The sequence below is a fragment of the Streptomyces sp. cmx-18-6 genome (assembly GCF_046548915.1).
In the GTDB taxonomy this organism is placed as follows: domain Bacteria; phylum Actinomycetota; class Actinomycetes; order Streptomycetales; family Streptomycetaceae; genus Streptomyces.
Map to the genome: position 1 here is coordinate 34,613 of NZ_JAEBEP010000005.1, position 17,427 is coordinate 52,039.

General features: G+C 71.4%; 20 protein-coding genes. 6 read left to right on the forward strand and 14 right to left on the reverse strand.

Translation table 11 applies throughout. The features are described from left to right. Position 1 precedes the first annotated feature (1 nt). From ACLJPL_RS13355 to ACLJPL_RS13410, 12 genes are all read right to left on the reverse strand, one after another. Positions 2–1,351, reverse strand: a complete 1,350-nt coding sequence (locus tag ACLJPL_RS13355) for a cytochrome P450 (RefSeq protein WP_411081015.1) — start codon at positions 1,349–1,351, stop codon at positions 2–4. Continuing rightward, complete coding sequence (locus ACLJPL_RS13360) at positions 1,348–1,896, reverse strand: GTP-binding protein (RefSeq protein WP_411081409.1); 549 nt, start codon at positions 1,894–1,896, stop codon at positions 1,348–1,350. Before ACLJPL_RS13360 ends, ACLJPL_RS13355 begins: the two co-directional genes overlap by 4 nt. A gap of 61 nt (positions 1,897–1,957) precedes the next feature. After that, a complete protein-coding gene (locus ACLJPL_RS13365) occupies positions 1,958–2,317 on the reverse strand; it encodes a DUF742 domain-containing protein (protein WP_411081016.1) in 360 nt (119 codons plus the stop codon). Continuing rightward, positions 2,317–2,760: a roadblock/LC7 domain-containing protein gene (locus ACLJPL_RS13370; protein WP_411081017.1), complete on the reverse strand. Its 444-nt coding sequence runs from the start codon at positions 2,758–2,760 to the stop codon at positions 2,317–2,319. The genes ACLJPL_RS13365 and ACLJPL_RS13370 overlap by 1 nt, the downstream gene beginning before the upstream one ends. Continuing rightward, positions 2,757–4,247 carry an ATP-binding protein gene (locus ACLJPL_RS13375; RefSeq protein ID WP_411081018.1) on the reverse strand — a complete coding sequence of 497 codons (1,491 nt, stop codon included), beginning with the start codon at positions 4,245–4,247 and terminating at the stop codon, positions 2,757–2,759. The genes ACLJPL_RS13370 and ACLJPL_RS13375 overlap by 4 nt, the downstream gene beginning before the upstream one ends. Before the next feature lie 649 nt (positions 4,248–4,896). Further along, positions 4,897–5,412 (reverse strand): GNAT family N-acetyltransferase, encoded by a 516-nt coding sequence (locus tag ACLJPL_RS13380; RefSeq protein WP_411081019.1) that lies wholly within the window; start codon positions 5,410–5,412, stop codon positions 4,897–4,899. A 206-nt stretch (positions 5,413–5,618) separates the two neighbouring features. Next, positions 5,619–6,440, reverse strand: coding sequence for a hypothetical protein (locus ACLJPL_RS13385; protein ID WP_411081020.1), 822 nt, complete (start codon positions 6,438–6,440; stop codon positions 5,619–5,621). Next, positions 6,418–7,053, reverse strand: coding sequence for an RNA polymerase sigma factor (locus ACLJPL_RS13390; protein WP_411081021.1), 636 nt, complete (start codon positions 7,051–7,053; stop codon positions 6,418–6,420). The genes ACLJPL_RS13385 and ACLJPL_RS13390 overlap by 23 nt, the downstream gene beginning before the upstream one ends. 153 nt (positions 7,054–7,206) lie before the next feature. Next, positions 7,207–7,881 (reverse strand): class F sortase, encoded by a 675-nt coding sequence (locus tag ACLJPL_RS13395; protein ID WP_411081022.1) that lies wholly within the window; start codon positions 7,879–7,881, stop codon positions 7,207–7,209. 64 nt (positions 7,882–7,945) lie between these two features. Next, positions 7,946–8,770: a hypothetical protein gene (locus ACLJPL_RS13400; RefSeq protein WP_411081023.1), complete on the reverse strand. Its 825-nt coding sequence runs from the start codon at positions 8,768–8,770 to the stop codon at positions 7,946–7,948. Positions 8,771–8,910: 140 nt separating this feature from the next. After that, positions 8,911–9,729 carry a redoxin domain-containing protein gene (locus tag ACLJPL_RS13405; protein WP_411081410.1) on the reverse strand — a complete coding sequence of 273 codons (819 nt, stop codon included), beginning with the start codon at positions 9,727–9,729 and terminating at the stop codon, positions 8,911–8,913. A gap of 819 nt (positions 9,730–10,548) precedes the next feature. Then, complete coding sequence (locus ACLJPL_RS13410) at positions 10,549–11,145, reverse strand: TetR family transcriptional regulator (RefSeq protein WP_411081024.1); 597 nt, start codon at positions 11,143–11,145, stop codon at positions 10,549–10,551. Between the two features lie 109 nt (positions 11,146–11,254). On the opposite strand from ACLJPL_RS13410, the gene ACLJPL_RS13415 reads away from it, so the two are divergent. Continuing rightward, a complete protein-coding gene (locus ACLJPL_RS13415) occupies positions 11,255–11,506 on the forward strand; it encodes a hypothetical protein (RefSeq protein ID WP_411081025.1) in 252 nt (83 codons plus the stop codon). A 65-nt stretch (positions 11,507–11,571) separates the two neighbouring features. Here ACLJPL_RS13415 and ACLJPL_RS13420 read toward each other — a convergent pair whose 3' ends face one another. Next, positions 11,572–12,000, reverse strand: coding sequence for a nuclear transport factor 2 family protein (locus tag ACLJPL_RS13420; RefSeq protein ID WP_411081026.1), 429 nt, complete (start codon positions 11,998–12,000; stop codon positions 11,572–11,574). 361 nt (positions 12,001–12,361) lie between these two features. Between ACLJPL_RS13420 and ACLJPL_RS13425 the strand changes: the two genes are divergently transcribed. The 3 genes from ACLJPL_RS13425 (at position 12,362) to ACLJPL_RS13435 (ending at position 15,003) form a co-directional block, all read left to right on the forward strand. After that, positions 12,362–12,937: a dienelactone hydrolase family protein gene (locus ACLJPL_RS13425; protein WP_411081027.1), complete on the forward strand. Its 576-nt coding sequence runs from the start codon at positions 12,362–12,364 to the stop codon at positions 12,935–12,937. Positions 12,938–13,132: 195 nt separating this feature from the next. Beyond that, entirely contained in the window at positions 13,133–13,987 is an 855-nt protein-coding gene (locus ACLJPL_RS13430) for a HEAT repeat domain-containing protein (protein WP_411081028.1), read from the forward strand. Continuing rightward, positions 13,981–15,003 (forward strand): MerR family transcriptional regulator, encoded by a 1,023-nt coding sequence (locus ACLJPL_RS13435; RefSeq protein WP_411081029.1) that lies wholly within the window; start codon positions 13,981–13,983, stop codon positions 15,001–15,003. Before ACLJPL_RS13430 ends, ACLJPL_RS13435 begins: the two co-directional genes overlap by 7 nt. A 220-nt stretch (positions 15,004–15,223) precedes the next feature. Here ACLJPL_RS13435 and ACLJPL_RS13440 read toward each other — a convergent pair whose 3' ends face one another. After that, positions 15,224–15,493: a GlsB/YeaQ/YmgE family stress response membrane protein gene (locus ACLJPL_RS13440; RefSeq protein WP_411081030.1), complete on the reverse strand. Its 270-nt coding sequence runs from the start codon at positions 15,491–15,493 to the stop codon at positions 15,224–15,226. A 275-nt stretch (positions 15,494–15,768) separates the two neighbouring features. Between ACLJPL_RS13440 and ACLJPL_RS13445 the strand changes: the two genes are divergently transcribed. Both ACLJPL_RS13445 and ACLJPL_RS13450 read left to right on the forward strand, forming a co-directional pair. Continuing rightward, positions 15,769–16,059, forward strand: coding sequence for a hypothetical protein (locus ACLJPL_RS13445; RefSeq protein ID WP_411081411.1), 291 nt, complete (start codon positions 15,769–15,771; stop codon positions 16,057–16,059). A 298-nt stretch (positions 16,060–16,357) separates the two neighbouring features. After that, a complete protein-coding gene (locus tag ACLJPL_RS13450) occupies positions 16,358–17,377 on the forward strand; it encodes a NucA/NucB deoxyribonuclease domain-containing protein (RefSeq protein ID WP_411081031.1) in 1,020 nt (339 codons plus the stop codon). Positions 17,378–17,427 lie beyond the last annotated feature (50 nt).

Here is a 17,427-nt window from a genome sequence, read left to right on the forward strand (position 1 = left end):
GTCAGTGCGGCCGGGCCGGTGGCCGCGCCGCGTTCCGGTGCGGCCACCCCGGGGTGGGGGCCTCGGTCGGCTGCGAGGGCACCGGGCCCTGCGGCAGTTGCGGCGAGGTGAAGCGCACGGGCAGTGTGCCCAGTCCCTTGCTCCAGGGCGAGTTGATCCACTTCAACTCGCTTTCCGGGACGGACAGTTCCAGGTCGGGCAGGCGGTGCCGGATCGTGTCGACCGCGGTCCGGGTGATCAGTCGGGCCGGGTCCTGGGCGGGGCAGGTGTGCGGGCCCGCGCCGAACGCCAGATGGGAGCGGTTGCCGACCACGGGGGCCCCGTCGGCCGGCAGGACCTCCGGGTCCGCGTTGGCCGCCGCCAGGCCCAGGATCAGCATGTCGCCCGCCCGGATGTCCTGGCCGCCGAACCTCATGTCGCGGGTGGCGTAGCGGGCCGGGAAGTTCTGGGTGGGCGGGAAGCGCCACAGGACCAGGTCGAGTGCGTCGTCCACGCTCAGGTGGCCGCCGCTCAGCGAGGAGCGCAGCGAGGGGTCGCAGAGCAGGATGCGCAGCGAGGTGGCGATCCAGTTCACCGTGGTCTGGTTGCCCGCGACGAACATGACCACCAGGTTGTGCAGCACCTCCTCGTCGGTGAGCCGCGCCGGGTGGTGCAGAAGCGCCGAGACGATGTCGTCGCCCCTCACCCGCCGCTTCTCCACGACCAGTTCCTGAAGGATGGCGCCCATCCTGCGGCTGGCGTCCGCCGCCCCGCCGGCGGCGGACACGAGACCACCCACCGCCTCCACCAGGTCCCGTCCGGTCCGTTCGTCCAGCCCGAGCAGCCCGGCGATCACCCGCATCGGCAGCATGCGCGCGTACGCGGCGACGAGATCGGCCTCGCCCTGTGCGGCGAATCCGGCGATCAGGGCCTCGGCGGCAGCCCGGACGCTGCGGCGCAGCTCGTGCCCGTTGATCCCGGCCAGCGCGTCGGAGACGGCGGCGCGCATCCTGCGGTGCTGCTGCCCGTCCGCGAAGAGCAGCGCGGGACGCCAGCCGACCATCGGCAGGATCGGCGAGTCGGCCGGCACCCGCCCCTCGCGCAGCCGGCTCCACCGGCGCGGGTCGTGTGAGAAGTCCTGCTCCTCGCGGGTGAGCCGGAGCAGTTCGCGGTGGCCCAGCACCAGCCAGGCGTCGATGCCGGGGGCGACGGAGACCGGCGCCACCGGGCCGTGTGCGGCGCGCAGTTCCTCGTACAGCGCGGGCATCGTGTTGCCGTCGAGGCCGGGCCCGTGCAGCGCGGTCGCCGTGCCGGGTGCGCCGGTCACCGGGCAGCTGACGGCCGGCCCGGCCATGGGGTGCGGCGTGCTCATGAGGACTCCGTGGCGACGTGGATGAGGTGGCGGACCAGGGCGATCAGGGCCCGGATCGATGAGGCCCGGTCCCGTGCGTCGCAGGTCACCAGCTCGGTGTCGGGCAGCAGATCGAGGGCCGTACGGATGTCGTCGGCGTCGTAGCGGGGGCCGGACGGGAAGACGTTGACGGCGACCGCGAAGGGGAGGTCCAGATCCTCCAGGTTGTCCAGCGCGTCGAAAGAGGCCGCCAGGTCCCGGCTGTCCACCAGTGCGAGCGCGCCGAGCGCCCCCTTGGCCAGGTCCCGCCAGGCCGGCAGGAACCGCTGCTGGCCCGGCGTCCCGAACAGATACAGGACCAGGTCGCCGTCGATGGTCAGCCGGCCGAAGTCGAGGGCGACCGTCGTGGTCTTCTTGCCGCTGCCCACGTCAGGGTCCACCCGGACGCCCGCCCGGGTCATCGACGCCTCGGTGGAGAGCGGTTCGATCTCCGACACCGTACCGATCAGCGTCGTCTTGCCCACTCCCAGCGGGCCGACGACCAGGATCTTCGCCGCGCCCGACACGTTCGAGTCGAGGTACTTCCCGTCGGCCCCGGCGGGCGGCGGGCCGGCCTCGGTCAGGGTTTCAGAGGCAGCTTTCGAGACCATGGAGGACCTTTCTGAGCATGGTCACATCGGCGCGTTCGGCCGGCGGGATGGGCGGCCGGGTCACGATCAGCCCCCATCGGAGGAGATCGGAGAGCAGCACCTGGGCGACCGAGGGCGGCTGGCCGAGGTGAGCGGCCACCTCCGCGACCGAGATGAGCCCCTCGCAGTGCTTCAGGATGGCGAGGTGCTCCGGCTGGAGGGTGGCGGGGAACGCCGCCTCCGCCGTCATCACCAGGGATTCCCAGGACAGCGGCTCGCCCTCGGACTCCGTGCGGCCACGGGTGATGACGTAGGGGCGGATCGCCGAGGCCCTCGGCGCCTCAGGCCGCTCTGCCATCACGTCGCGGCGGCCTCGTCCCGGGGCAGGCTGGTCAGGTGTGCGCCGATCTTCGCCACCAGCAACTGCATCTGCTGGGCCACCAGGCCCACGTCGGCGTCCAGTTCGGTGGCGACCCCCAGATGCGCGCCCACCCCGGCATGGGTGAACAGCACGAACCCCTGGTCGGTCTCCAGCATCAGCTGGCGTGTCGCGACGTCGCGCCCGAACAGCAGCGCGCTGGTGGACCGGCCCGTCATGGTCATCGCCGCGCAGGCCGCCGAGAGCGACTCCGCGTCGGCGACGCTCAGGGCGGCCACCGCACCCGAGAGGTTCTCGGCGGAGGCGTGCCCGAGACGCAACCCGTCCTCGGACACCACCACGACGTGCCGGACGCCGGGAATCTCGGTGAGCGGGCGGAGCATCCACCCCAGGTCGGGGAGTCGGGTGATGGTTCCGGTCACGGTCTGCCTCCGGCGTGATCTTGCGGGGTACTGGGCAGGGACTGTCCGCCGTGCGGGGGCGACGCCGGTCCGGTGTCGCCGTCCGCGTCGACGGCCGCCCGGCCACGGAGCGTCCCGGACACCACACTGGCGATCGAGGCGCGTGCCGCCTCCGGCGTCCAGGGTTCGGCGGGCGCGGCGCCGGGTTGCGGGTCGGGCGCGGAGTGCCGTGCGGCGGTCGTGGCCCGGGGCGCGCCGCGCCGACTGCGCCGCCGGGGCAGGCCGGCCGGCTCGGGTGCGTCCTCGCGCACGCCTGCCGGGGCGGCGGCGGGCTCGACGTGCTCGGCCGGTTCGACCGCCGGGCGGCGGTGTGCGGCGGGTCTCGGCAGGGGGTCGGTCAGGAGCCGGAACGGTACGAACATCACGGCCCGGGTGCCGCCGTACGCCGACGACCCGCTCAGCTCCACGTTGAAGCCCAGCTCCCGGCTCCAGCGCCCGACACATGCCAGGCCGAGCCGGGGCACCGCACCCAGGCGGGTCAGGTCCAGGTCGTCGCGAAGATGGCCGAGGGCCTGGTCCAGGACGTCCGGCGGCATCCCGAGCCCGGCGTCGTCGATCTCGATGACCGCACCGGAGCCCACCTCCCGCACGCTGACGACCACGGGGGAACTGGACGGTGAGAACACCGTGGCATTCTCCAGCAGTTCGGCGATGGAGTGCATCAACCCCTCGACAGCCGGGGGCACCGCGTACAGGGTCTGCCCGCCGTGCAGCTCGATCCGCCCGAACTCCACGATCCGGGACTGGGCGCCCCGTACGCAGTCGTAGAGCGAGACCGGTCGGGTCTCCCGACGCGCGGGCCAGATCTGGCACATCACCAGAAGCGTCTGCGCCTTGCGGGTCATCTGCGAGGCCGCGTGGTCGGCCTTCATCACGTTGGCCATCAGAAGAGGGTCTTCGATGGAGCGCTCGACCTCGTCCAGGACCTGCTGCTGCACGGTCGCCATCACGTGCATGGTGCGCGCCACGGATTCGAAGGCGGCCTGCACCGAGTCGCGCAGAGTGCGCTCGCGGTGCACGGCCGTGTCCGAGCCGAGCGCGACGACGACCGAGTCCAACGCCCGGGCGAACTCCTCACCGGTCTCCTCCGGCGGCGCCATCGGCCCCGGCACGCCGTCCAACCGCTGTCCGGTGTGCAGTCGCTCGGCGATGGCCGGGACGCGCACCGTGGCCAGATGCGCCACCTCGGCGCCCCGGGCGGCGGCCACTTCGGCCTCCCGGTCACGGTGCGCGCGTTCGGCGGACAGCCGCCGGGCGAGGATCAGTACGCGGGCGATCAGCAGGACGACCGCCGCGGCGCAGGCCCCCGCGAGGGCCCGGTGCCACCCGGCGTCCGCGATGACGGCGACCCACGCCACAGCGGCGGCGACCGGCAGGGCGATGGCCCATCCAGCGGCGGCGACGCCCGCACCGGGGTCGCGGCCCGGCTTCCTGGACGGTCGGCTCACCGCAGCGGCCCCGACCTGACGACCTTGCAGAGACCGGTGCGAGCCACGAGAAGCGAAACCTTTCACGACGCATCGAACCCCCGTTCGGGGGGTGGGGGGCATGCAAAGCGTAGGTCAACCGGCTTGAATTGTTCAGGAGTTGATCCGATTCAGTCACACCGGGTTTCTGGGAATGGCGCGTTGACACCCTTGCGTGGAGACCGAACGGGTCTGTTGGTACTCCGGGGGTCCCGGATTCGGTGGTGCGTGGAGATCGGACGCATGGAGATTGGACGCATGGAGATTGGAGGCATGGAGATTGGAGGCATGGAGATCGAACGCATGGGGGCCCAAGTGCGCCCCGGTCACCCACCTGGCGTGGTGGTGCGCGGATGGGGATTCGTCGTGCTGGCCGGAAGTCGCCTCGGTGGCGGGAACCGGCACGCCCCGAGCCGCTCCCGGCAGCCCGTTCCCACAGCCCCCGCACGCCCGTCCAGTCCCACCCGCCGCTTTCGGCGCACCTCTTGACCGCCCTCCCGGCAGCCACTGTCGACTTGAGTCGGCAACACGTCAAAACGACGGATTCCGCTTCGACCTGTTCGGCATCCACCGCCACAGGGCCGCACGCGAAGCCACCGCTGCACGGCGGTGGCCGAGAAGCGAAAGCGGGTCAACGAAGAGGGCGGCCGTAGCGCAGCTTGTCGAGAGGGGCCCCGCCGGTGGCGTCCACCACGGCCGTGCCATCGGGGTGCCAGCCGGCGGCCTCGTAGAAGCGCCGGGCTCGTTCGTTGCCTTCGAGAACCCACAGGACGACATGTGCGTAGTCGGCCTGCCCGAGAGCCGTCACCGCGGCCGCCATCAACCGCTTTCCGATCCCAGCGCCCCAGACCTCGGGCATTGCGTAGAGCGTGCCGATTTCCGCGACGGCGGGATCCCCCTCGTACGGGCCGAAACTGACGAACCCGACAATCCCCGCCTCGCTTTCGGCCACCAGCACTCCCGTCGACGGCCACCGTGCCCCCGCGATACGTGACTTCCAGCCGGACTCTTCGTGGCTCGGGTCCATGGCGTCGAGGTAGCGCTGCTGGACGAGACCGGCGAAGCCCGCCTGCCAGGAGCGCACGTAGACACCGGCGACCGCCGGGGCGTCCTCGGGCTCTGCCTGTCTAATCTGCATGGCCGTCATTCTTCAAGGCTCCGTGCTCCGCACCAAATCCTTTTGGCGAGTGCGCTGTCGAGCGGCTCGACGCCCTGTTCCCGCAGGGCCCGCGCCGAGTACGCGGGCCGCCTGCGGACCGACGCCCGGCGACAGCCGAGGCGGGGCAACCGCCGAACGGCCCGGTTCCCGCTCCCGGCGCGGGGGGCGGGAACCGGACCGTCGCGGCATACGGTTCACCCGCCTCCGTGGGCCTTCGCGTACCGCTGCTCCGGCGGCAGGCTCGCGTAGGGGGCCGCCGCCGGGTCAGGAGCGGTCGTCCTCAGCAGATCCACCAGGTCCTGCGACGGCTTGCCGTTCAACCGGCTCTCCACACTCTCCTCGGAGTTCCCTTCGGACCCGCCCGCCGGGGCCGGGCGGACCGTGCCCTGTGATTCGCCGTCGCCGATGACGGCGTTGTCGTAGGGCAGGATCCCGTCCGAGCCCAGTGCCGACCAGGACCCGTCGTCCAGACGGGCGAGGGCGACGATATAGGTGTGGCCGTTCTCGAGCCGGGGCGTGTCATGGACGGCGAATTTTCTGCGCTGTCCGTCCTTGAACACCCACCCCGCGACACCGACGTCGACGGCGTCGGGCGCCGCGGGCGCCCCGGCACGGGTCCAGAGGACCTCGTCGACGGTCAGGGTCGCCGCCCGGCCGATGTATCCCTCGCCCGCTTCGGTCCCCTCCTCGCCCGCTTCGGTCCCCTCCTCGCTCGCCGCCGGGACCTCGCGCTCGGCGGTGGGGCGTACGACCACGACCTGGTCGGCGTACGTCACCCAGTCCGTGCCCGTCATGGAGGGCAGCACATCGTCCGCCTGCGGAGCGCCCGTGACCACACCGCCCGGTCCCTTGCCCCCACTGCCTCCCGGCAACCCGAGCACCACCACAGCGCCCACCGCACCGGCCGCGGCCAGGGCCACGCCCAGCCGGGGGCCGTAGCGCCGCCTCAGCCCCGGCCGGGGGCCGGGGGCCGTGGCCCGCCCCGCCGCCACCTCACGTACCACTCGGTCCGGCACCGCGGACACCCCCGCGGCCGGATCGTGCGCCGAGAGCAGTTCCCTCACCCGTTCCGCGTCCGTCTTCATCGTCAGATCCCCTCTCCGTCCCGTTCTCCCCGTTCTCCCCGTCCTCCCCGTCCTCGGCGAGCAGGCCCTCCAGCCGTCTGCGCGCACGGTGCAGACGTACGGAGAACGCGGCCACTCCGCACCCGGCGACCCGCGCCGCCTGCCGCGTCCCGAGCCCGTCCCAGGAGACCAGAATCAGCGCCTCCCGGTCCTTGTCCGGCATACGGTCCAGGGCCTCGACCGCCGCGATCCGGTCCATGGCGTCGTCCTCCGCCGCCGCTCCCGGCCGGTCCTCGGCAGTCGCCAGCATCAGTTCCCGCAGCCGGTAGGAGCGCCCGGCGGACCGCAGCGCGTTCGCCGCCACCAGCCGGGCGATTCCGTAGAGCCAGGGCAAGCACTCACCCCTGACCTCACGCCGTCTGCGCCAGGCCGTCAGATACACCTCCGACAGCGCGTCCTCGGCCAGCTGCGCCGGGAGTCTGCGGCGCAGAAAGCGCAGCACGGGAACGGACGTCTCCCGGTAGACCTCCTCGAACCCCTGCCAGTCGTCCAACCGCCCGCCCACGCCCGGCCCTCCCCGTCCACGAATGCCCTACACCCTGTAAGTGTCCGGCGGACGTGCCGTCTTACAGCGCCGGCCCGACCCGACAAGCCTGATCCGATTCGGGGGGGCGTCACGTCCCGTCAGGCGTCACGCCCGGTCAGGCGTCCCGTCCCGTCAGACGTCGCTTCCGGTCAGGCTGGCGTACACGACGACGTTGTCGGCGTAGCGGCTGTCGTCCGGGGAGTAGTCGCCGCCGCAGGTGATGAGGCGCAGTCCGGCGTGGTCGAGGTTGCGGTAGACCTCGACCGTGGGGAAGTCGTCCTTGGGGTGGACGGCGGTCCGGTCGACGGTGAACACCGCGGTCCTGCCGTCGACGCGCCTGACGTCGATGCGGTCACCGGGTTCGAGTTCGGCGAGCTTGAAGAACACGGCCGGTGAACCGTCCCAGGTGACGTGCCCCGCGATCACGGAGGGGCCGATCGCGCCGGGGGTGACTCCGGGGCGGTACCACCCGGCCTTCGCGGGATCCTTCGGCGTCTCCATCGCGCGGTTCTTCCCCAGGCCGAGCTGTTCCAGGTCGGAGGTGACCTTGAGGGAGGGGATCGTGATGCTGACGGGCCGGGAGGCGGGCAGAGCGGCCGCGGGCGGCTCGGGGGCGGGCGGCTGTGTCCGTGAGGCGGCCGGCGGGCGGGCCTTGTCGGTGGCGGTGGGCGGGGCGGGCTGCTGCCGGCCGATTCCCAGTGCCAGCAGCAGCCCGCCGGTCAGGAGCAGGGCGGTGACGGCGGCGAGGGGAACGTGCCGCCGCCGGGACGACCTGCCGTGCGCCTTCTCGTCGGGTGTCCCGTACATCGCTTCACCTGTCCCTGTCGTCCGTCCGGCTGTGTCGGGGCGTCGATCGGTGCGGAGCCGGTCGTCAGCCGTCGTGCCGGACGTCCGGGGTCCGCGTCCGGCGGCGTACGGCGAACAGTCCGCCGGCCGCGAGGACGGCCGCGCCCCCGGCCGCGAGCAGGCCCGGCGACTCCATGCCCTCGGTGGAGCCGCCGCCGGTCTCGACGCCGCCCACCGGCATGGAGCCGACCGCGGCGCCCTTGACCATGCCGCAGGTGGCCGGGGCGGTCGCCTCCTGGGGGAGCTTCGGGTCGAGTTCGCTCTTGCCCTTGCCGAAGTCGTACTCGCCGTTCCCGTTCGGGTCGATGCCGTGCTGGACGAGGTGCAGGTCCTTGAAGTGGTCCGCCACGTCCTGGGAGACGGTGATGGTCCGCGAGTACGTCAGCTTGCCGTCCTTGTCCGCGACGGGCATCCGGTCGACGGCCAGGCCGCTGTCCTTGGACGTGTCGCCCTTGGTGGTCAGCGAGATGTTGATGTCCCCGTACGTCGGCAGTCCCTCGGCGGTGGAGACGATGCCGTCGCCGTCCTTGTCGGCGCTCCGGTCCGGGCAGCGGAAGTCGTGGCCATCGGTGGAGCCGTGGATGTGCTGGGCGTGCGGCTGCCCGGGCACCAGACCCCGGGCGTCGATCTTCACGGTGAGCTTGACGCCGTCCAGACTGACCAGGGCGGCGCCGGTGGCCCCGGAGTCGTTCAACTGCTCCAGGTCGATCTGGTACGTATCGCCGTCGGCCGCCTTCGTCGTGCTGCCGGTGTGGCCGTCGTGCGCGAAGGCGGGTACGGCGACGCCGAGAGTGAGCGCGGCAGGCACGATGAGCAGGGCGGTGAGGCGAGTTGTACGGCGGGCTATCACAAGAACACATCCCCTTCCGGCTGTTGCGGCCGAGACCGCAACAGCGTGCGGTCGCTGATGTTCCTTATTCGGTGCCGCTCGCCGGATTGATTGGTCGGGGCACGACGAACATCGACGGAGAGGGCGATCGGCCGCCCGGCCTATCCGAAGGTGAAGGCGTAGGCCCGCAGGCCGTCGTCCAGGCGCAGTTCGAGGCGGGCGGTGCGCGGCTGTTCGTCGTCCGTCAGGCGGTACAGGGTCGGCGACCCGGACACGTCGATCGTCCTGGCGGTCCTGCCGTCCACGACGACGGTGACCTTTCCGGTGCCGGCGAGGACGAGGTTGGCGTTCTTGGCGCGGTAGGTGAAGGCGAGACGGGCGTCGGGGCCTGCGGTGAAGTGCTCGTACCCGGCCGTCCAAGTGCCTTCCAGGGAGAGCTTGTTGAGGGGGAGGCGGTCCTGGGGGAAGCGGTAGACGGCGGCCTTGTCGTCCACCAGGGGGGTGCCGACGTAACCACGGATGCGCAGGTTGCTCAGATACGTCTCAGGAGTGCGGCCCGCGGTCAGGTCGTCCATGGCCCGGCCGGTCGGCTCGGGGAGGACGACGGCCGGGTCAGCCTGTCGCAGCAGCTCCCGGATCATCTTCTCGGTCCGGTCGTACTGGCCCTCGCCGAACTTGAGGTAGCGGACGGTGCCGTTGGCGTCGATGAGGTACTTCGCGGGCCAGAAGCGGTTGCGGTAGTTGTCCCAGGTGGTGAGGTCGTTGTCGAGGGCCACCGGCCAGGTCACGCCGAGCCTCTTGGCGCCGGAGACGACGTTGCCGCGCTTCTTCTCGAAGGCGAACTCGGGTGAGTGCACGCCGATGATCCGCAGCCCGGCGTCCTTGTAGGCGCGCTCCCAGTCCCGCAGATGGGGCACCGCACGCTGGCAGTTGATGCAGGAGTAGGTCCAGAAGTCGATCAGGGTGACCTTGCTGCGCAGGCGGAATGCGGGCGAAGGGCTTCTCCAGCACGCGTTCGACCGGCGGAAGGATCAGGCCGAGCCCGATGAGCACGAGCAGACCCAGACCGATGTAGCGCAGGATGTCCTGCGGCAGCCCGAGCGCGGAGATGATCGTCACGCCGAGCAGGGTGAAGAAGGCGAAGCTGACGACGAGTCCGGCCACGACGGCGTACGGGCGACGGTTGCGCGGTGCGCGTTCTGCCGTATCCAGTACGGGGGTGGTCAGCGCCGACGTGCGCCCGGCCGCACCGCCCTGCGGCCGGGCCGCGTCCGTACCCGGCCCCTCGGTCGCCGCGGCCCCCGGCTTCGTACGGTCACCGTCCTCGCCGCCGCTCCCGCCCGCCAGGAACACCACGGGGAGGACGGGAAGGATGCAGGGCGATACCGCGGTGATCAGCCCTCCCAGCAACCCGATCAGGGCCAACGTGAGCATGCCGGTCACCCTCCGTCAGGAGTGCGGCTGACCCGCGCCTCCTTCATCAGGTATTCGTCGCCGCAGGCCGTACGGCTTGGCGAGCGCGGCTGGAGCGGCTTGGGGAGCGCGGCTGGAGCGCGGGGGAGAGGCGGCCGGAGAGGTTCGGGTCCCGGGGCGCGCCGCACACCCGGCTGCGCCGGTCGGACGGGGCTGCGGCGGAATCCGCGATGCGCCGGCTGACGATTTCCCGGGCACCGCGATGCGAGCTGATACAGCTGGGCACCGGTTGACGATTCTCGCGGAATCCGCCATGTGCTCGGCGCTGTTTGGCGATTCCCGCAGGAACTGCCTTGCGCTCGGCGCTGTTTGACGATTCCCGCCGGTCAGTGCGCCGGAATCCGCTGGCCGGCCAGTCGGCGCACCAGGCTCACCATGGCGGCGCGTTCGTTCTCCGGGCTCGCGGCGCCGCCGAAGATCATGCGGACGGCCTGCGGGACGCTGAACCACCAGGCGCCGAGGGCGAGGACCGCGTAGAAGAGGTCGTCGGGCTCCAGCGCGGGGTCGAGGTCGCCCCTGGCCTGGGCCTCCGCCAGGGCCTCGACCCGCGAGCGGTAGACGGCGGTCCGCTCGGCCTCGCGCAGGGCCGGGGCGCCGTCGTCGCGCAGCCCCTCCCAGTGCAGCAGGCGGATGAACTGCGGGTGCGACCGGTGGTAGTCGTACAGCTTCCCGGCGTATTCGCCCAGGTCGGAGGCTTGGTCGGCGGTCAGCGGGATGGCGTCGGCGATCCGTTCCAGCTCTGCCTCCAGGACGTGGCCGAAGAGCTTCTCCTTGTTGCCGAAGTACTGGTAGATCCGCTCCGGGTTGACTCCCGCCCGGCTGCCGACGCGTGCGACCCGTGCGCCTTCGAAGCCGTGTTCGGCGAACTCGTCGATGGCGGCGTCGAGCAGGGCTTGTTTGGTGCGCGCGGTGTCCCAGGGCATGGGTCCATGCTACCCGTCCCCAAATGATTGTTTGGAATCCTGGCCGTCCCGTGGTTACAGTCCAATCATCCGTTTGGAATTTTCACGGCCCCCAAGGAGTCGATCTGCCATGTCCCACCCCGCGCCTTCCGGCCCGCCCCCCAAGCACCACATGGCCCTCATGATCTGGATGTCGGTCTTCCCCACCCTCACGGCGCTGGAGCTTCTGCTCCACACCTGGCTCGCCCGTCTGCCGATGGTTCTGCAGACCCTGGTGCTGAGCGCGCTCGTCGTGCCGACCGTCGTCTACGTCCTGATGCCCCGGCTCCACCGCGTCCGGGGCCGGCTGCTCGCCCGGCGCGCCCTGAGGGGGACGGCCTAGGGGCGTGGTTCGGACAGGCTGCCCGCCCGGCCGGCCGGGCAGCGCGTTCCGGCACCGTGCGCGGGCTATTCCTGCGGGCCGTCGAGGTCGGGGAACGAGTCGAGGTCAGGGAACGAGTGGTGCTCGTGAGCAACCACCCATCGTCCGGCCTCCTTGCGCAGCCCCAGGGTCAGCCGCAGCCGGAAGCCGGGACGGGCGGCAAGCTCCTCGGGCGTCCCGCAGCGCAGCAGGGCGTACGCGAACGCGACGTCCTCTCCGGCGGTGACCTCCAGCTCATCGAGGCCGAAGTGCGCCCCCTGCGCCTGCCATGCGAGGAACGGCGGCCAGACCTCCCGGTAGGCGGCCAGGCCCCGCACACCCTCGTACGGCGGTGGTACGTCGAACATGACGATGTCCTCGGCATGGTCGGCCACCACGCCGCTCAGGTCACCGCGGTGCACCGCCCGCGTCCACTCGTCGATCAGGGTGCGGATCTGCTCGGAGTCGTCACGCATCGCGATTCCCTGTCCTCTCGCTGCCGGGCCACTGCCGGGTCGCTGTCGGGTTGCGCCCGTGCTGTCGGGTTCGTGCTGTCGGGTCGCGCTCTCGTGCGGGGCCTTCACAGGAGACGTCGGAGCCGCCGGTGGCCCTTCGACATCGTCCGTGCCGCGTCGTCTGTGCCGCATCGTCCGCGCCGCCCCTGTGTCCCGGCGCGTGATCGAAGCCGGTCGCGGTGGTCTATCGAAGCCGCCCGCGGTGGGTTTTCGGCGGCCGGTCCGGCTTGGAGCCGGGGAGGTCTGGGGCCGGGAATGTCAGTGCCTCGGGCCATACTCGTGCCGTGGCGCCACCCGGGCGCGGCGGCACGAGGAGAGCGACATGGCTGAGGTGCTGGTCTTCCACCACGGGCACGGGCTGACCGCCGGCGTTCGCGAGTTCGCCGAGCGGCTACGACGGGCCGGACACACCGTCCACGTCCCGGACCTGTACGAGGGGCAGGTGTTCGGCACCCTCGAAGAGGGCATCGGTTACGCCGAGAGGGCCGGGTTCGACACGATCACCGCGCGCGGAGTCGCCGCCGCCGAGGGGCTGCCCGCCAAGCTCGTCCACATCGGCTTCTCGCTCGGCGTCCTGCCGGCGCAGAAGCTGGCCCAGACCCGCCCCGGCGCGCAGGGCGCGCTGCTGATCGAGGCGTGCGTCCCTGCCTCGGAGTTCGGCGGCTGGCCCCGGGAGCTCCCGGTCCAGATCCACGGCATGGACGCGGATCCGTTCTTCTCCGGGGAGGGCGATGTCGACGCCGCCCGCGCGATCGTCGGGACGGCCACGGACGCGGAGCTGTTCCTCTATCCCGGCGACCGGCACCTGTTCACCGACAGCAGCCTGGCGTCCTACGACGAACAGGCCGCAGCACAGGTCAGTCATCGGGTGCTCGGCTTCCTCGACCGCATCACGTGAGGATCCACAGCCTGATCCATGTCCGGATGGCGACCTCGCGGCCCGTCCACCGTCCCGTTCGACCGGCCGCCCCACGGGACCACGACGGCTCAGCTCCCAGCACCCCACGCGGGCAACCGGGCACGGACTTGACCTTGACACGGTGACAAGGTTTTCGCTGGGGCGCAGGAGGTGGTCCCCATCAACACGACCGACGTGACCACGCAGCACACCCGATGGATCAACGCCCTGGGCGCCGAGGACTCTTCGGTCCGGCTTCAGGCCGCCCTGGCGGCCGGCTCGAACCCCGACCCCGTCCTCCTGGAAACGCTCGTCGAGCAGTGCGCGGTCGAGCCCGACTTCTTCGTACGGGACATGCTGTCCTGGGCGCTGCTCCGCCTCTCGCCGGAGATCACCCTGCCTCGGATCCGCAGGGAGCTGGACTCCGAGCGCGACCAGGCCCGCAGCCAGGCGCTGCACACGCTGTCCAAGATCAACGACAGCAGCACGTGGACCTGGATCACCCGCGACATGCTGCGCGACGCCGCCGACGAGGTCGCGCGGACCGCGTGGCGCGCGGCGGTCGTGCTCGTGCCCGAGGGCGAGGAGAAGGGCCTGGTCGACGAGCTGGTCCTCCAGCTCGGGCGCGGTGACCGCAGCATGCGGCTGAGCCTGAGCCGGGCCCTTGTCGACCTCGGCGAGGTGATCAGGCCCGCCCTGGAGAAGGCCGCCAACCACCCGGACCCGGACGTGGCGGCGCACGCCCGCGCCACCGAGCTGCTCCGGCAGGACCCGGAGACCGGTTTCGACGCGGCGATCGAAGAGGCGAAGCGTACGGTTAATCTCGGCCCGGACCGCGCGGCCGAGGTCGAGAAGGCGGCCGAGGCGGCGGCTGCGGCAGCGGACCTCCGGGCGGGGGAGACCGACGAGTCCGCGGCGGCGGCCGCGCGGGGCGAGTCGGCCGAGCGGGCCGAGGCCGCCCACCGGGCCGAGGCCGCCGACCGGGCCGATTCGGCCCACCGGGTCGAGGCTGCCGAGGCCGCAGAGGGCGAGGAGAGCGCAGGTTGCTGATCGGTGAGGTGGCTCGTCGTTCCGGGGTGAGCACCCGGATGCTCCGGCACTACGACGCCATCGGGCTGGTGCGGCCGACGGGCCGCACAGTCGGCGGCTACCGCGAGTACTCGGCCGAGGACGTCCGCAGGATCTTCCATGTGGAGAGCCTGCGGTCCCTCGGGTTGTCGCTCAAGCAGATCGGGCGCGCGCTGGAGGATCCGGCATTCACGCCGTCCGCCCTGGTCAGCGACCTCATCCACTGGGCGGAGGACCGTCTGGTGCGCGAACAGGAGCTGCTGGAGCGGCTCCGTGTGATCGATGCGTCGGAGCCCACCGGCTGGCAGGACGTCCTGCGCGTCGTCGAACTCATGCGGGAACTCGACTCGACCAGCCCCGCGCGCAGGCAGCAGGCCGTCCTGACGCGGCCGGAAGACGTGTCGGTCCCGGCCGAGCTCCTGGTCGGGGCGGTCCTGGCCGAATCCGACCCCCATGTCGCGGGCGCGCTGCGCTGGGCACTCGCCCGAGCGGGCGGCGAGGGCGTGGCGGCGCTGGCGGCCGTCGCGCGCTCGGAGGACGTGGACGTCAGGCGGCGCGCGGTGCTGGCGATCGCCGAGCTGCCGGAGGGCCCGCCGGTGACCGCGGCGCTCACCGACGCCCTCGGGGACCCGGACGCGACGGTGCGCGGGCACGCCGCTCTGGTCCTCGGCCGGCAGGGAGTGGCGGCGGCCGGGCCCACGCTCGTCGGCATGGTGGTCGAGGGTTCCAACGACGTGGAGGCGGCGGAGGTCCTCGGAACGCTGTCCAAGGACCCCGAACGCGCGGAGCGGATCGCGACTGCCCTGGCCGACGAACTCGCCGCTCCCACCGCGGACTCGGGGACACGGATCCGGCTGACCCAGGCGCTGGTCGAACTGGAGGGAACCGCCGCGCGGGAGATCCTGCGCCACTTGGCCCACGACGAGGACCGGGCAGTCGCCCTCGTGGCGTCGGCCCTGGTGGGAGTCCGGGACGAGCGAACCGATCAGGACTCCTGAAGCCCTGAAGCGTGAGACGCGGACGACTCCCGGAGACGCATCGGACAGGCGGCTCGTGGCCTACGTCGGCGCGTCGGCGCGTCGCCGCAGAGCCGAGCGCGCGGCCGCGCGGCCGCACGGGCATGTGGCCGCGCGGGCCCGTGGTCGGACGGCGAACGGCTCCGCCCTCGGGTGAGGGGGAGCCGTCTCGAATGCCTTCCGCTGCCGTCCGCCGAGTTGATCAGGCACGTCGTCGATTGCCGGTGATCACGCGGTAGAGGGCCAGCAGGATCAAGGAGCCGACAATGGCCGCGATCCACGTGGAGATCTCGAAGAACCCGTCGATCGAGTCGATGCCGAAAATGACCTTGCCGAGCCATCCTCCGAGCAGACCGCCCGCGATGCCGATGAGGATCGTGATGATGATGCCGCCCGGGTCCTTGCCCGGCATCAGCAGCTTGGCGATGATGCCCGCGAACAGCCCGATGAAGATCCACGCGATGATGCCCATAATGCTTCTCCTGCCTGCGGATATAAAGTCTGCGTTAACGTCTCGTCTGTTCCGGCCGGGAGTTTTCAAACCCTTGGGCGCCAGGCACTTCAACCCTGCTGACCGCGCCGGTGAGTTGGTCCCGCTCGCGTGAACGGTTCTGGTCCTGAACGGGATGCCCGCGTCACACTGATGCGAGGCCCTGAGGCGAAACGAGACTCCGCGCCGGTCCGCGGCCTTGACATGCCGTGAACGGTGCGCGGAGAGCCGGAGAGGAAGTGCTCGTCGTGACGGAGATGCCCGAGCGGGAGAAGGCGGAGCTGCGGATCCCGAAGCCCGCCCTGGACGCGTTGGCCGCCGCCCTGGAAGTCCGTACGGTCGCCACGGTGAAGGACGCCGGTGGCCTCGACTGGTACTACCCGATGGGAACGCGGGAGGTGGACCACGTCGAGTTCGCCCTCCTGCCCGGCGGCGAGGAGGTCCTCCTGCGCATGTCCTCGGACCGCGGGCGGACGCTCGTCGTCACGATCGAACAGTGGCATCACCTGGTCGGCCACATCACCCGGCCGGAGATGATGGACGGCTGAACCTCCGGATGAACGGCTGAACCTCCGGGCGGGCCGATGCGCACGGCCCGCCTGCCCCCTGTGTACGCGGCCCGCCTGCCCTCTTGTGCGCGGCCCGCCTGCCGGCGTGCCCGCCTGTGCGCGGCCCGCCCGTCCGCCCGTCCGTCTCGCGATGTTGACCAAAACCCGATGTGTCCCAACAGGCAGTGCCCCAACAGCCAATAGATAGGACGCTGTTGAAGTTCATATGGTGCTCGCCGTACGGACGGCGGCCCGAGCGGGGCACCGTCCCTCCACCAACGAGGGGACACACAGACTCATGCGCATCAGCGCGCCAGGAAAGGCCGTCATAGGCGCCACTCTCGGCGCTCTCCTCCTCACCGGCATCAGTGCCGCGACCGCGCAGGACGTGCCGGCGCAGCGCAGCATCAGCGTCGCGAAGGTCCCGGCCGTCAAGAACGTGTACGTCGACACGGCGGCCGCGGCGAGCTGCAAGCTCAACACCATCACCGTCACCCGGACCAGCGTGTGCCTGCACATCAGCGCACGGCTCGACCTGCTCAAGAACGGCAAGCCGGTCGGCTCCGCCACCTTCGACGTCAAGCACTCGATGACGCTGAAGACCAACAAGCTGAAGTGGACGGAGAGCTTCACCGTCGGCAAGGCCAAACTCGTCAACGCCGGCGGCATCCGCACCAGCCTGTCCGTGGGCGGCGGCAAGGGCGTCAAGACGGCCGTCAAGTTCCCGCAGGGGTCCACCCTGGGCCCCGCCCGCAAGGGGACGGTCGGCTACGCCGCCGGCGTGGCCAAGAAGAAGCAGCTGAGCAGCCCCGCCTCCTACCGGTTCACCTTCACCAAGCCCGGCTACACGACAGGCGGCTTCTCCTACAACTCCGCCAAGTACCGCTGCGACGACACGTTCTGGGGACCCAAGCAGCGCACCAAGAACCCCGGCTGTGTCTTCCCGTCCGCCTCCCCGGTCTTCACCCTCTCCCGCAGCGACGCGAAGGTGAAGCAGTCCGCCAAGCACATCCTCGACGCCCAGCGCAAGATCGCCGGTCAGCCGGGCGCCGCCACCCCGCTGCACCGCATCACCAACGAGAAGACCATCAACGCCCACCGCAAGGCCATGTGCGCGAAGGTCCGCAACCCCGACCCCAAGAAGTACGACTGCGACGAGTACCCGTTCGCGGCCAGCAAGGAGGGCGGCAACCCGGCCCGCGGCAGCACCCGCATCATCTCCGCCAGTGACAACCGCAGCGCCGGCGCCCGGCTCGGCGGCTTCTACAAGGCCCAGCGCGTCCTCAACGGCGACGGGTACTACGTCCGCATCAAGTAGGCCACATCAACTAGGCGACGCAGCGGGCCTGTCGCAGGTCCCGTCTATCC